Origin of the sequence: Methylobacterium sp. WCS2018Hpa-22, from assembly GCF_031843785.1 — a bacterium.
Lineage (GTDB): Bacteria > Pseudomonadota > Alphaproteobacteria > Rhizobiales > Beijerinckiaceae > Methylobacterium.
In genome coordinates, this window is record NZ_JAVTJA010000024.1 from 25,782 (window position 1) to 39,839 (window position 14,058).

Genomic DNA, 14,058 nt, shown 5'->3' on the forward strand with positions numbered 1-14,058 from the left:
ATCGGCCGGCCTTTATGCGGGCCCGGCGGCCTGGCTCGTGAGCACGCAGGCGAACTACGCGATGGTCCCCTGGACCTGCGCCCATGGCCTACGGGCCGTGCCGCTCGTCGCCTTTCCGCTGATGATGTTCAGTCTCGCGGGCGCCTTTCTGTCCTGGCGAGCGTTCGGACGGTCCAGGGCGGCTGGTATCGGGACCGTTCCGATGCCCGATGCGTCGAGGGCGCCTCCCCTCGACCCGCCCGAGGGCGGACGACCACATCGCCTGGTCGCAATCATCGGAATCCTGGTCTCCCTTCTTTTCGCCCTGGTCATCGCGGTCCACGGCGTCGCCGGGATCGTGTTCGATGGATGCGAGCGATGAGCCGACCTGCCGCCGCGATCGGCCTCGGGCTCGCCACCATGTTCCTTCCGGGCAGCGCCTCCGCTCATGGCGGCGATCTCGGCGAACTCTGGGCCACGGGCGCGGCCTGGACCAGCGATCTGCGGGTCATCCTGCCGCTCTATGGCAGCGCCATCCTGTTCCTCATCGGGACCGTCCGGTTGTGGCGCCGGGCCGGCCACGGGCGCGGTGTGCGACGCTGGCAGGTCGCGTGCTTCTGGTCGGGATGGACGGTGCTCGCCCTTGCACTGCTCTCGCCGTTGCATTGGCTCGGCGAGCGCCTGTTCACGGCGCATATGATCGAGCACGAATTGCTGATGGCGATCGCCGCGCCCCTGATCGTGCTGGCGCGGCCTGGAAGCGCTATGCTCTGGGCCTTGCCCGCCCGCTGGCGCGGACCAGTCGTTCGACTGCCGCGACGGCTTGGTCTTGCGGGCGCCTGGAGCGTCGTCAGCCTACCTCTGGCGGCGACGCTCATTCATGCCGTTGCGCTCTGGGCTTGGCATATGCCGGGAGTGTACGACCTCGTTCTCGTCAGCCCGCTCGCCCATTGGCTGCAGCATGTCAGCTTCCTGATGTCGGCCCTGATGTTCTGGTGGGCCTTGTTGCGAGGACCGGCGCGCCGCCGCGGTTTTGGCGCGGCCTTCGTCTACCTGTTCCTGACGAGCCTCCATACCGGTCTGCTTGGCGTGTTGCTCACGGTCTCGCCCCGTCTCTGGTATCCACGCCAAACCGCTGCCGCCGCCGAATGGGGACTCACCCCCCTGGAGGACCAGCAGCTGGCCGGGCTCGTCATGTGGGTTCCCGCCGGTCTGGTCTATACGGCTGCCGCCTTGATCCTGATGGGGCTCTGGATACGGCACCCAAGTCCCACGCGGCGATCCTATGCGACGTAGATGGATCGTCCTTGCCGCCGGTCTCGCCGCGATCGATTCCGTGGCGGGAATCGTCGTGCATCGGATCGAGCGCGGGCAAGCTCGGGTGGACCTCGCCAAGGGACTGACCGGCGGCGATCCCGCACGTGCACCGGCCCTGATGATCACCTATGGCTGTGCCGGCTGCCATGACGTTCCGGGTGTCGCAGGCCCCAGCGGCCGGGTTGGCCCGCCTCTGCGCGGGCTGGCCGAGCGCGTCTATATCGGTGGCGTGGTCACGAATACGCCCGAGAACCTCGTTCGCTGGATCGTCGACCCGAAATCCCTGAACCCGCGAACCGCGATGCCCATCACGGGAATATCGGAAACGCAGGCTCGGGACATCGCAGCCTACCTTTACGCAAACCCGTGACGAGCCGAACGGGGCTCTATCCGTGACGCGAATGGCTGCGAAGATACAAATATCTGCTCAACGTTTACGTCCACCTTGCCGATGATTTACCGTCAAGCAGTCGGGTAGAACCCCGCTCAGTCCGGCCGTACTCTTTCGTCAAAACAGTCAGCTTAAAATGGCTCTGATAGCCGCGAGTTCAGTCATGACAGGGCCGGGTCGCGGGACGGCCACTACTTGGTTCATGCCAAGCATTGCACGAGCGGTATTTTCGCCCCGAAATGCTGACGCAATCGGAACTTCCATCCAGGGCTCGCACGTCGATGGCACTTGGCTCATCGCGCGCGTGCAGCCGAAGTGGCTCGAGGCATCGAAGACGGCGTCCATGGCGGGCTCGCGAATATCCTCGGGCAGCGCGCATTAATCGAGAACTGTGAGACCAAGCAGCGCCAGAATCGCGCCCGTCAGGCGGTTCTCGATCTGACTGCGAGTGACAACAGGTCGACGGCGTTCAATCGGCTAATTCAGATACGCTCGAACTCGTCACGCACCATCCCGGTGAGGATATCGGTGATCCGGGGCGACCGCAAATTCGGCACTCGACCGATCGTGACCCGAATCGGGGGCCACCCGCAAACCAGGATCGAAGGCCTTCGGTACCCGGATCTGGAAGACAGGGCCCCGCCCATGGCGGGTAAGGTGACGGCTCGGCACGCGCGTGCAATCCCGTATACATGACGGGCAGAGACACTTTTCGGGGAGGAGCTCACCTAGGCGAGAAGACTTGGCGGAGAGGGGGGGATTCGAACCCCCGATGGGCTTGCACCCATGCCGCATTTCGAGTGCGGTACAATCAACCGCTCTGCCACCTCTCCGCGGGGCGCCTCGATGAGACGAAGGCTCGTTAGCACGAGTGCGGCGGAGATCGCAAGACGTGAAGCGCGAGTCGAGAACCGCATCGGCATTCATGGCTGGCCAACGGAGGCGCCTGCTCCCGGCAGGCGCCTCCGGTCGTGCGTTCAGGCGCCGGGGGCCAGGGCAGCGGCGACCTTGCGGGCGAAGGCCACGGGGTCGCGCGGGGTGTCGCCGTCCTGAATGCGGGCGAGATCGACGAGGGTGCCGGCGGCCTCCGCCACATCCTCCCCGGCTTCCGCCTTGGCGCCGAGGGAGGCGATCAGCGGGTGGCGCGGGTTGATCTCGAGGATCGGCAATCCGCCGGCTCCACGCCCGGCCCGGCGCAGAAGGCGCTGCATCTGCAGGTCGGGCCCGCTGCCGGAGGCGGAGAGGACCACGGCGCTCTCCACCAGCCGGTCGGTGGTTCGCACGTCGGCGACGTCCTTCGCGAGCGCCGTCTTGAGGGCGGCGACGAGGGCATCGACGGAGGCGGGCGCCTCGCCGGCTTCCTCGGTGGCGGCGATCTTCGAGAGGTCGAGGCCGCCCTGGGTCACCGAACGCAGGGGCTTCTCCTCGAACCGGCCGAGCTGCTCCGGCCAGAACGCGTCCACATGGTCGGAGAGCAGCAGAACCTCGACGCCGCGTGCGCGGAACCCCTCGAGCTGCGGCGAGGAGGCCAGGGCGTCGGCATCGTCGGCCACGAGGTAATAGATCGCCTCCTGACCATCCTTCATGCGCGAGACGTAATCGGGCAGCGAGGTCCAGCCCTCCACCGCCGAGGAGCGGAAGCGCAGGAGCGGAGCGATTTCGCCTCGGCGCTCGTAATCCTCGTAGATGCCTTCCTTGAGGACGGGGCCGAAATTCTCCCAGAAGGACTGGTAGCCCTCCGCATCCTTGGCGCGGGTGCCGAGTTCGGACAGGACGCGACCGGTGACGGCGCGACGGATCTTGGTGAGGACCGGCGTCGCCTGCAGCATCTCGCGGGAGACGTTGAGGGGCAGGTCCTCGGTGTCGACCACGCCCTGTACGAAACGCAGCCAGGTCGGCAGCAACTCGGCCTCGTCGGTGATGAACATGCGCCGGACGTGAAGCCGGACCTTGCTCGCGCGCTCGCCCTCCACCGCCTGGAACGGCTTCATGCCGGGGATGAACAGCAGCGCCGAGAATTCGAGGGCCCCTTCCGCCCGCCAGTGCAGGGTCGCCCAGGGCTCGTCGAAGTTCATGCCGACATGGCGGTAGAACTCGGTGTACTGCTCCGGGGTGACCTCGGATTTCGACTTGCGCCACAGGGCCGTGCCCTGGTTCGCGGTCTCGGTCTTGCCCTCGGCGACGATGGCGACCGGCACGGTGATGTGGTCGGCCCATTTGCGCACGACGTGGTCGAGCCGGTAGCTCTCCAGATACTCGTCGGCATCCTCCTTGAGATGAAGGATGATGTCGGTGCCGGGCTCGTCGCGTATCGCCTGTTCCAGGGTATAACTGCCCTGGCCCTCCGAGGCCCAGGTCCAGGCTTCGTCGGAGCCGGCGCGCCGAGAGGTCACGGTCACGCGGTCGGCCACCATGAAGGCGGAGTAGAAGCCGACGCCGAACTGGCCGATCAGGCTGGGTTTGTCCTCGGCCTTCGCATCTCCGAGCGACTGGCTGAAGGCGCGGGTGCCGGAACGGGCGATGGTGCCGAGATTCTGCGCCAGCTCCGCCTTGGTCATGCCGATGCCGGGATCGGAGATCGTCAGCGTGCGCGCGGTCTTCTCGGGGGTGATCGTGACCTTTGCGTCGGCCGGCGGCGCCGAGACCGATTGCGTCAGCGCCTCGAAACGGCGCCGGTCCAGGGCATCGGCGGCGTTGGCCACCAGTTCCCGTAGGAAGATTTCACGGTCGGAGTAAAGGGCATGGACCACGAGGTCCAACAGCCGGCCGACCTCGGCACCGAATTCGTGCCGTTCCAGGGTATCGCTCAAGGGTTTGCCTCCGGGGATCGAACGGTGCGCGATATGATCCCTACAACGGGGAAATTCAATGCGTGCAACCGAGTGCGGGCAAACAGATGCCGCGAGAAGCGAACCGGTGTGCCGACTCGGAACGGCGCGAAAAATCGGCAGGTCGTGCAATCGATGGGTCGGCGGCTCCCCCGGGATGCAACCATGTCGGCTTTCAGGCGTAGCCGTGCCAGACGCGCGACCCTGTATGGAGGATGACGATGGAACCGATGAAGCCCATGGAACCGATGAAGCCTATGGAGCCGATGAAACCGATGTCCGGCGGCGAGGCCTGGTGGCCGCAGGAGCTGGGCCAGCCCTCCACCAGCGGCGGCCAGAACGGAATGCGCTATGCGTTCTTCCCCGATGCCCGCCGCCTCGTAATCGATACCGACGGCAAGCGCACCACCTACGATACCGGCGATCACCAGATCAGCGGCGTCTCCCAGAGCAACGGTTCCGCGCCGACCTTCTCGTCGCGGCAGGGCGACGTCTCGGTCAAGGACCTCAAGACGGTGGACTGACAGGTAAGGGCGGCGCGGGAGAGCGCCGCCATTGCACCCCGCTCGGCGCGCCGACATACTCGTCGGTGGCGTGACGACGAAGGCGCAAAGCCAGTCCACGACGCCGGAGGGAGCGCGACGGTGGAGGAGGACACGCGGATGCGTGGGCATCTGTGCGGGATCAAGACCTCCTGGACGATGGCGACGGCGGAGGCCGACGCCGTGGCGGACATCGCCGCCCATATCGGCCCGGCCGGCCTCTCGCACATGCTGGCCTTCTTCTCCCCCGATTACGATGTCGGCGCCCTGAACGCCGCCCTGGGTGAGGCCTTCCCCGGCACCCCCATCACCGGGTGTACGATGTCGGGCGGGATCTGCCCTGCGGGAGGCCTGGAGGGCGGCCTCGTCGTGGTGGCGTTTCCGGCCAAGGGATTTCGCGTCGTCTCGGCGATCCTCGATGCCATCGACCATCTCGACGTGGCTCGCACGGCCTCGTCGATCCGCACGCTGCGCCGGGCGCTGGCGACGGACCCCACCGACCACGCGACGAACCGGCTCTTCGCCCTGTCCTTCATCGACGGGCTCGCCAATGCGGAGGAGACGGTGGTGTCGACCATCGCCTGGGCCCTCGACGGCATTCCGCTGGTCGGGGGATCGGCCGGCGACGATCTGCATTTCCGCGAAACGGTCTTGCTCCACGGCGGCACGATCCATCGCAGGGCGGCCGTGGTGGTGCTGGTGGAGACGGATCACCCGTTCCAGACCTTCAAGAGCGATCATTTCGAGCCGACATCGACGAAGTTCGTGGTGACGGCCTCCGATGACGAGCAGCGCATCGTCCATGAGTTGAACGCCGAGCCCGCCGCCCGCGAATACGCCATGGCGGTGGGGCTCGATCCGGAAGCGCTGACACCGATGAGCTTTGCCGCCTACCCGCTCGCCGTGAAGGTCGGCGGCGAGTATTTCTGCCGCTCGATCCGGCGCATGAACGCCGACGGCTCGCTGACCTTCTTCTGCGCCATCGACGAAGGCGTCGTGCTGACCCTGGCCCAGCCACGCGACATCGTGGAGACCACCCGCAACGACCTCGCCCGCCTCGATGCGGCGTTGGGTGGGATCGACCTGATCATCGGCTTCGATTGCGTCTTGCGCCGCCTCGACGCGGAAAGCCGGCAGGTCCGCCAGGGCATCTGCGAACTCTACCGCCGCTACGACGTGGTCGGGTTCGAGACCTACGGCGAGCAATACCGGGCGATGCATCTCAACCAGACCTTCACCGGCATCGCCATCGGCCGGCCGCGCGCCCGATGAAGGCCGATCATCCTGACGATGCCGCCCGCCGCATCGCCAAGCTCGAGCGCATCAACGCCGCCCTCATGGCGCATGTGGAACGCAACATGGACCAGCAGGGCGGGGCCTATTCGCTGTTCCAGACCGCGATCATCCTCGAAGGTCGGGTCCGCTCGCGCACCGAGGAGCTGACCGGGCTGATGCACAGCCTGGAGCGCTCCAACGCCGCCCTCGTCGCGGCGAAGGAGGAAGCCGAGACAGCCAACCGCTCGAAGACCCGCTTCCTCGCCGCCGCCGGCCATGATCTGCTTCAGCCGCTGAATGCCGCGCGCCTCTCGGCCTCGGCCCTCTCCGACATGCCGCTCAGCCCGGAAGCCCTGGCGATGTCGGGGCAGGTGGAGCGAGGCCTGCAGACCATCGAAGATCTGATCAAGACGCTGCTCGACATCTCCAAGCTCGATGCCGGCATCGTCCGGCCGATCATCCACCCGGTGGCCCTCGCCGATCTGCTCGGGGGCATCGCTGCGAGCTTCATGCCGATGGCCGAGCGCAAGGGCCTGCGCCTCGCGGTCCGCTGCCCGGAGCTCCGGGTGGACAGCGACCCGATCCTGCTTCGGCGCATCCTGCAGAACCTCGTCTCCAATGCCGTCCGCTACACCAGCCGCGGAGGTGTGCTGATCGCCGCGCGTCGGCGGGACCAGGCGTGCCGCATCGAGATCATCGATACCGGTTGCGGCATCGAGGAGAGCGAGCGGCATCTCGTCTTCGAGGAATTCTACCGGGGCGGCAGGGAGGGTGACGAGGGTGAGCCCGGTCTCGGTCTCGGGCTCTCCATCGTCCAGCGCATGGCAACGGCCCTCGATCACGCGCTCACCCTGCATTCCCGGCCCGGCCACGGAACGCGGATGAGCCTGACCGTCCCCATCGGCACCTCTCCGGTCGAGCCGGCGGCCGGCCCCACGCCGATCGCGACGCGGCTGACGGGCGCGCGCGTACTCATCGTGGAGAACGATCCGGCCACCGCAGATGCACTGACGCGCCTGCTGCGGAACTGGGATGCCGATGTGAGTGCTCATCGCGATCTCGCAAGCGTCGGAGAGTACGTCTCCGCCGGACGTCCACCACCGGACGTGCTGATCCTGGATTACCACCTCGACAACGGCGCCTGCGGCCTCGACGTGGCCACCTACCTGCGGGGCGTGATCCGCACGGACCTGCCAGCGATCGTCACCACCGCCGACCATTCCGCCGCGATCGAAGCCGATGTGGCGAGGCTCGGGGCGGAGCTGATGCACAAGCCGATCAAGCCGGCGCAACTGCGCGCCCTGCTCACACATCTGCTCGGTTGATCAGGCCGGGTCGGCATCGATGCGCATCCTCAGAATCACATAGGGCGGCTGCCTGAGGTCGCGTCCATTATTGTAGTCCGGGCTGCGATTGACCTGCGCGGCCGTGATGTAGAGCCAGCGGTCGGGGGTGATCCAGAACGTGTCGGCCCAGATGAGCCGGGGATCGGTGGCGAGGATCGTGACGGTACCGTCCGTCTCGCGCCGGCCCACCGCGTTGTGCTCCTGCAGGGCGAGATACACGCGGTCCTTGGAATCGGCAATGAGCCCTCCGGTCATGCCCTTCTCGCCGAGATCCTCCACAGCGGCGGCGACCTCGGCATCGGACACCGCCGGGTCGAGGAGAAGAGCGGTCTCCACCGCATAGAGGCGCCGGCCCATCAGTGGGGCGTAGTAGAGGCGTCGGCCGTCGGGGCTGAGGGCGATGCCGTTCGCGCCGCCCTGGACCGGACGCGGCGGCCCCTCGGCCTTGCGCTGCAGGATCTGGCGATTCTCCACTACTTTGACGATGCCCTTCTGGGACTCGGTGCTGGCATGCCGGGCGAGCCGTCGGGTGACACGACCGCTCGCGAGATCGACCGCGAGGATGGCACCATGGCCGTCCTGGCCCTGGTCCGTGATGAAGGCCACCGCCCGTCCGTCCCGGATATCGACCCTGAGGTCGTTGAGCGAGGAGGTCGCCGTGACGCCGGCCTCCAACGGGACCACCTGGGCGATCCGGTTGGTGGTCAGATCGAACCGGACGAGCTTGGCACCTCCCGGCATGGGCGGGCCCGACCCATCCGGCAATCCGGCATCGAGCACCCAGAGCCTGTCGTCGCGGTCCATCACACCATTGGGCACGTGAAGGAGCCGGTGCTGAGAGGCCTTCGGGTCGGGCTGGTTGGTGGCCTCGTCGGGATAGGGCGTCACGCTCCCGTTCGGCATGACCTCGCCGAGGGTGAAAGGGACCTTGGCGTTGAAGCGCGGCATCATCACGAAGACGCGGCCGCTTCGCGACAGGGTGATGCCGGTGGGGTTCGAGGGCGCATTCGCCAGCATGGCGAGTTCGAGCCCGGGAACGCCCTGATCGCTGGCGACCCCCGTGCCGGATTCTGCTTGGGACGCGTCCTTTTGCTCAGCGGAGGCCTGGCTGGTCAGTGCGGCAAATCCGGCGAGGCCGGCAGCCAGCATGTCACGTCGAGCGAAGGTCATGGATGCTGCAATCCTGAAGGATATGAATGCGGTCAGCGGGCTTTCACCGCGCCCCGGACCTTGAGATCGATGGCCGCCACCACGGAGCCCGCCGAAATGAAGAGGCGATTCCCGTCCTGCCCGCCGAACTCGACATTGGAGGCCGGCGTCGCGGTGGCGATCCGGCCGAGCAACGTCCCGTCGGGCAGGTAAACACGTACGCCGTCGTCACAGGCCGCGTAGATCCGCCCGGCTTCGTCGATGGCGAGCCCGTCCGGAGCGCCCGTCTCGAGCGAGGCGACGACGCGTGGATCACCGAGGCGGCTCTCTTCCACCGGAAAGGCGAGGATAGCGCGGGCCCCTTCCGCATTGTCGAGGGCGGCACTGGTCTCGGTGACGTAGAGTGTTCGCCCATCAGGCGAGAAGGCGATGCCGTTCGGTTGGCCGACCGCGTCGGTCATGGCCAGGATCTCACCGGCCGGATCGATCCGGTAGACCCGCCTCGCGGACTGGGAAGGCGTCGTCTGAATGCCCTCATCCGGCACGGTGATGCCGAAGACAGGGTCGGTGAACCAGATCGCACCGTCCGGCGCGAGCGCCGCGTCGTTGGGGGAATTCAATGGCTGGCCGCCATACATGTCGGCCAACACAATCATCGATCCATCGGATTCGCGACGAACGACGCGACGGGTGCGGTGCTCGCAGGTGACGAGACGTCCCTGGCCATCGAGGACGTTTCCATTGGCATTGTTGGACGGATCGCGGAACGGCTTCACTCCTCCATCCTCGCCGATCACCAGCATGCGGTTCGATCGCACGTCACTGACGATGAGGCCCCCAAGGTGCGGCGCCCAGCACACGCCTTCGCACCACCGACCCTCGCGGTAGAGGGTCGCCGGCCGGGCGGAGGGATCGACCAGTTCGGCGAACCGGGGATCGTCCGAACGAAGGATCGGGGCCGCCGAGGCGGGCAGGCTCCAGAGGGAAGATGCGGCGAGGCCGCAGAGGATATCGCGTCGGCGCATGGAAAAGCTCGCAACGGAGGGCAGCGGCGAGACCCAGGCCGGTCTCGTCGACAGGCCGGGCCTTCGGTCTCAGCGGGCCGATGGGCTCGTCGTCGAGCCGGCGGCGACGCTCGTTGGTTTGATGCTCCAAAGGTCGGTCGGCAGAGCCGCCGGGGCGTCGGCCTTGTAGAAGGCCGAATCCTGGATACGAGAGGTCGTCACGTAGAGGGTCCCGTCCGGTCCCTCGGCGAAAGTATCGGGCCAGCGCAGGCGCTTGTCCTGAATCAGAATCATGAGGGCGGAGCCCTTGGCGGACAGGTCCCGAACCTTGATCGAATCGTCCTGGGGCGAGGTGACGTACATCCGCCCATCCTTGCGCGAGATGATGAGGCCGTCAGCGGGACCGTTGTCGCCCACCGTCTCGACCTTGGCCGACAGGCTCCGGTCGCTGAGCGCCTCCGGCACGAGAGACGAAGTCAGCCATCCGGTGAGCGCGGATGTCGGCAGGCTGTAGAGGGTTCGCCCCTTGATCGCCTGCCAGTAGAGGGTGCCGCCATCGGGCGAGAGGGCGATACCATCGGCGGCGAATTCCACACCGCGCCCATCGGGTCGCCGCAGCGGCTTGCCCTCATAGGTCACCGTCACGCTCTTGTCGGGTTGGGTCGTCGGATCGCCGTCGAGGAGGCGACGGGCCTTGCCGCTGGCGAGATCGACCACGACGAGGGCACCGCTCGCACCCGAGTCGGTGATGTAGGCGGTCTTCCCATCCGGCGAGAAGCGGACGTCGTTGAGGTAGGAGCCCTGCGGGGCCACCGCCTCGTCGAAGGCGATGATGCGAGCGGGCTTGTTCGTCTTGAGGTCGATCTCCACGAGCTTCGGCCCGTTCTTCACCAATGCGGCCATGGCGGGAGCGGCCGGATCGAGAACCCAGAGATTGCCGTCGGGGCTCGCCACGACACTCTGGACACAGATCCAATGGTCGCCCGCCGAAACCTCGTCCTTGCGCGCGTTGCGCCAGGCGTTCCACTCGGCATCGGGAAAGGGCGTGATCCGACCGTCCTTTACCTCGGCAACGGAGACGACGCTGTCCTCCGTCCAACGGGGGAAATTGACGAAGACGCGTCCGTCCTTCGTCACGGTAACGCCGGTCACTTGGTGCTCGAAGCTGGCGACCTTGGCGAGGGCGCCGGCGGGTGCCGAACCGGTCTGGGCTTCAGCCCATGCGGAGCCCGCGACGATCGTTCCGGAGAGAAGCACCGCGGCCAGGGCAGCGCGGGTGGTCGTCGATGACATCATGGGGCACTCGTGGCGGGGAGAGAGAGGTACTGCTCCCTCCGGCAACGCAACGACCGGCGGCCAAGCTTCAATCAAATTTTCAAGGATGACGCGTCTTCAGGCGGCGAGCGCGCGCCTCACGGTGGAACGCAGGTCCGCCAGCGAGAACGGCTTCGTCAGCACGTCGGTGACGATGGCGTCGAGACCGCGGGCACGCTCGCGCTGGTCGGCGAACCCCGTCATCAGGAGGATGGTCAAGTTGGGAAAATCGCGCTTTGCCGCGAGGGCGAGGGCGATGCCGTCCATGAGCGGCATGCGGATATCGGTGAGCATCAAATCGAACGCCCCGTCCGCCTCCGTCAGCCGATCCAGTCCGTCACTGCCATCCGACGCCGTCACGACGGAATGACCGTCAATTTCCAGGCCCCGCTTCAGGAAACCACGTACCGGCTCTTCGTCATCAACAAGGAGAATTCGCGCCATCAACTCTTTGTCTCTGCTGGACCGCCCAGACTGCGCTTCTACTCAGCCCCTATGTCAAGGGCTGCTTTGCATCAAATAATACGTAAATGTTGCGCAATATGTGGCCGCGCGCAATTGTCGCCATAAACCCACAGATGAACCCTCGCGAACCCGATTCATCGCGTGCCTCGCCTCCCTGAAGAGGGGGGCTCAGGTTCCGCCGAAGAGATCCGGCTCGCTGCTCACATGGTCCACGAGACCGACGAAGGGAAGTTGCCGATATTCGTGCGCGACATCCATGCCGTAGCCCACCACGAACACATCGGGGCAGGTGAAGCCGACGAAATCGGCATCGATGGTCACGGCCCGCTTGCCCGGCTTCTCCAGCAGAACGGCGGTCAGCACCCGCTTGGCCCCACGCGCCATGAGCAGATCCTTGGCGAAGACGACGGTGCGTCCCGATTCCAGGATATCGTCCACGAGCAGCACGTCGCGTCCGCGAACCTCGCTCTCCACGTCCCGCAGGATCGCGACCTGCCCCGAGGATACCGTCCCGCTACGGTAGCTCGACAGGTGCACGAACTCGACCTGTGGCGACAGGCCCGAGCGGTGCAAGGCCCGCAGCAGGTCGGCGGCGAACATGAAGCTGCCTTTGAGAACCGCCACGACAAGGAGGTTCTCGGGCTTGGCCGCGACGATGGCTGCGGCTAGCTCCTCGTTGCGGTTCGCGATGGCGGCTTCGTCGAAGAGGACGCGGACGCGTCGGGTCGGGCTGGTCATACATTCTCCCTACCACGAGCAGAGCCGGCTGGCATCGATTTTTGCCCTCAACCAGCGGCAATGTCAGGGGTCAGTGAGCGACATCCGCTTCCGGCGCTCCCCGTTCCAGCGCGAACCCGACCTTGATCGTACGCCCCTGTGCCGGAGGAGACGACAGGCTCGCCCTGAACCGGGCCGTCTCGCGATCCTCGAGGCTGGAACGCGGCGGCGTCACGGTCCAGCGGTAGATGGTCTGGTCCTGCGCGTCGCGCACCTGGATTTCGATCGGCGGTACCGGGACGGTGGTGCCCGCCACACCGACCACGTCGCCCTCTATGACGAGTTGGGACGCCGCCCCCTCGCCCTGGGTCTGGTAGGCCGCGAGATCGCGGATCTCGATGCCGCGAAGGTTCACCGGCATACCGATCCGGGCATAGAGCGAGGCGCTCTGGGGCATGGCCCGCACAACGGTGCTGCGCGCGAGGAGCGCCAGGGGAATGCCGGCCAGCAGGGCGAGCCCGAAGGCGGCGGCGGGCGACGGGGCGCTCCAGCGCTTCTTTGGCGGCGTCCGCCCCCTGGCCTTGCGAACCGGCTTATCTTCGGACACCGGCTCCGCCGTCGCGGACTGGGCCTCCTCGGCCAGCGCCGCTTCCCATGCATCGAGATCGGCCTGCGCTTCGCCGCGCCCCTCCACAGAGCCCATCGCCGCCTGAATCTCGGCCATCTCCTCGGCAAGGGCGGCGGCGACCTCGTCGGGTGAGATGAACCAGGTCTCGCGACAGGCGGCGCAGCGCACGGAGCGACCCTCGACGCCGACCCTGTCGGTGGCGACGTCGTATTCGCTTGCGCAGGAGGGGCATACGATCAGCATGGCGAATCGCCGCCTCGAATATCTCGATCGGCAGTTGCCGGCTCGGTGAAAAAGACTCACACCGTCATCGCCGGAAGCGGTTAATCCTCCGTGAAGCGGCGGATATGGGAGGGCAGGCTTGTCAGCAGAATCGCGCATCGACGGATCCGGGACCCTAGCGTGAGCCGTGACAGCCTCCTGTCGGGCGTCGAGGAGCCCGTGGTTCAGTTCGAGAATGTCGGCATGCGCTACGGCCTCGGGCCGGAAGTGCTGAGCGACGTGAGCTTCCAGATCGCCCCGCGCTCGTTCCAGTTCCTCACCGGCCCTTCGGGCGCGGGAAAGACTACCCTGCTGCGCCTGATCCTGCTTTCGGTGCGGCCGACGCGCGGATTGGTCTCGGTGTTCGGGGAAGAGGTCAGCGATATTTCCAACGAGGCGCTCACCGGCCTGCGCCGGCGGATGGGCATCGTGTTTCAGGATTTCCGCCTGCTCGACCACCTGACCACCTACGAGAACGTCGCCCTCCCCCTGCGCGTCCAGGGTCGGGCGGAAACGAGTTACCGCGCCGAGGTGGTGGAACTCCTGCGCTGGGTCGGCCTCGGCGAGCGCATGCATGTCCTGCCGCCGCTTCTGTCGGGCGGCGAGAAACAGCGCGCGGCGATCGCCCGCGCGCTGATCGCCCGGCCCGACCTGCTCCTTGCCGACGAACCCACCGGCAATGTCGATCCCGGCCTCGGCCGCCGTCTGTTGCGGCTGTTCATCGAACTCAACCGCCTTGGCACCTCGGTCCTGATCGCGACCCACGATTTCGCCTTGATGGACCTCGTCGACGCCCCCCGGCTCGTTCTGGGCCAGGGCCGGCTTCAGATCGAACGCTGATG

Annotated in this window: 14 protein-coding genes and 1 tRNA gene; 7 read left to right on the forward strand and 8 right to left on the reverse strand. The window is 66.7% G+C overall.

From position 1 onward, the window contains the following. The first annotated feature begins 37 nt into the window (after positions 1–37). From RQI43_RS22775 to RQI43_RS22785, 3 genes are read left to right on the forward strand one after another with little or no spacing between them, the layout of a single operon-like run. Positions 38–361, forward strand: coding sequence for a hypothetical protein (locus tag RQI43_RS22775; RefSeq protein ID WP_311276696.1), 324 nt, complete (start codon positions 38–40; stop codon positions 359–361). Then, positions 358–1,275 (forward strand): cytochrome c oxidase assembly protein, encoded by a 918-nt coding sequence (locus RQI43_RS22780; protein ID WP_311276697.1) that lies wholly within the window; start codon positions 358–360, stop codon positions 1,273–1,275. Before RQI43_RS22775 ends, RQI43_RS22780 begins: the two co-directional genes overlap by 4 nt. Then, positions 1,265–1,666, forward strand: a complete 402-nt coding sequence (locus RQI43_RS22785) for a c-type cytochrome (protein WP_311276698.1) — start codon at positions 1,265–1,267, stop codon at positions 1,664–1,666. The genes RQI43_RS22780 and RQI43_RS22785 overlap by 11 nt, the downstream gene beginning before the upstream one ends. Positions 1,667–2,430: 764 nt before the next feature. On the opposite strand, the gene RQI43_RS22790 is transcribed toward RQI43_RS22785, so the two are convergent. Continuing rightward, a tRNA-Ser gene (locus tag RQI43_RS22790) sits at positions 2,431–2,520 on the reverse strand. Positions 2,521–2,664: 144 nt separating this feature from the next. Next, positions 2,665–4,497: a molecular chaperone HtpG gene (gene htpG / locus RQI43_RS22795; protein WP_311276699.1), complete on the reverse strand. Its 1,833-nt coding sequence runs from the start codon at positions 4,495–4,497 to the stop codon at positions 2,665–2,667. Between the two features lie 248 nt (positions 4,498–4,745). On the opposite strand from htpG, the gene RQI43_RS22800 reads away from it, so the two are divergent. From RQI43_RS22800 to RQI43_RS22810, 3 genes are all read left to right on the forward strand, one after another. After that, the gene (locus RQI43_RS22800; RefSeq protein WP_311276700.1) at positions 4,746–5,039 is read left to right on the forward strand and encodes a hypothetical protein; all 294 of its coding nucleotides are present in this window, start codon (positions 4,746–4,748) and stop codon (positions 5,037–5,039) included. Positions 5,040–5,177: 138 nt separating this feature from the next. Further along, on the forward strand, positions 5,178–6,329 hold the full coding sequence (locus RQI43_RS22805) for an FIST N-terminal domain-containing protein (RefSeq protein WP_311276701.1): 1,152 nt from the start codon (positions 5,178–5,180) through the stop codon (positions 6,327–6,329). After that, positions 6,326–7,657, forward strand: coding sequence for an ATP-binding protein (locus RQI43_RS22810; protein WP_311276702.1), 1,332 nt, complete (start codon positions 6,326–6,328; stop codon positions 7,655–7,657). The genes RQI43_RS22805 and RQI43_RS22810 overlap by 4 nt, the downstream gene beginning before the upstream one ends. Here RQI43_RS22810 and RQI43_RS22815 read toward each other — a convergent pair whose 3' ends face one another. The 6 genes from RQI43_RS22815 to RQI43_RS22840 all read right to left on the reverse strand — a co-directional run bounded on the left by RQI43_RS22815 (position 7,658) and on the right by RQI43_RS22840 (position 13,198). Beyond that, positions 7,658–8,848 (reverse strand): L-dopachrome tautomerase-related protein, encoded by a 1,191-nt coding sequence (locus RQI43_RS22815; RefSeq protein ID WP_311276703.1) that lies wholly within the window; start codon positions 8,846–8,848, stop codon positions 7,658–7,660. Between the two features lie 32 nt (positions 8,849–8,880). Then, positions 8,881–9,852 (reverse strand): SMP-30/gluconolactonase/LRE family protein, encoded by a 972-nt coding sequence (locus RQI43_RS22820; protein WP_311276704.1) that lies wholly within the window; start codon positions 9,850–9,852, stop codon positions 8,881–8,883. Between the two features lie 69 nt (positions 9,853–9,921). Beyond that, a complete protein-coding gene (locus RQI43_RS22825) occupies positions 9,922–11,127 on the reverse strand; it encodes an L-dopachrome tautomerase-related protein (RefSeq protein WP_311276705.1) in 1,206 nt (401 codons plus the stop codon). A gap of 96 nt (positions 11,128–11,223) precedes the next feature. Further along, positions 11,224–11,589 carry a response regulator gene (locus tag RQI43_RS22830; protein WP_056421932.1) on the reverse strand — a complete coding sequence of 122 codons (366 nt, stop codon included), beginning with the start codon at positions 11,587–11,589 and terminating at the stop codon, positions 11,224–11,226. A gap of 189 nt (positions 11,590–11,778) precedes the next feature. Continuing rightward, positions 11,779–12,348: a hypoxanthine phosphoribosyltransferase gene (gene hpt, locus RQI43_RS22835; RefSeq protein WP_056421935.1), complete on the reverse strand. Its 570-nt coding sequence runs from the start codon at positions 12,346–12,348 to the stop codon at positions 11,779–11,781. A 70-nt stretch (positions 12,349–12,418) separates the two neighbouring features. Next, positions 12,419–13,198: a zinc-ribbon domain-containing protein gene (locus RQI43_RS22840; protein ID WP_311276706.1), complete on the reverse strand. Its 780-nt coding sequence runs from the start codon at positions 13,196–13,198 to the stop codon at positions 12,419–12,421. 159 nt (positions 13,199–13,357) lie between these two features. On the opposite strand from RQI43_RS22840, the gene ftsE reads away from it, so the two are divergent. Continuing rightward, positions 13,358–14,056, forward strand: a complete 699-nt coding sequence (ftsE, locus tag RQI43_RS22845) for a cell division ATP-binding protein FtsE (RefSeq protein WP_056421937.1) — start codon at positions 13,358–13,360, stop codon at positions 14,054–14,056. The last annotated feature ends 2 nt before the right edge of the window (positions 14,057–14,058 follow it).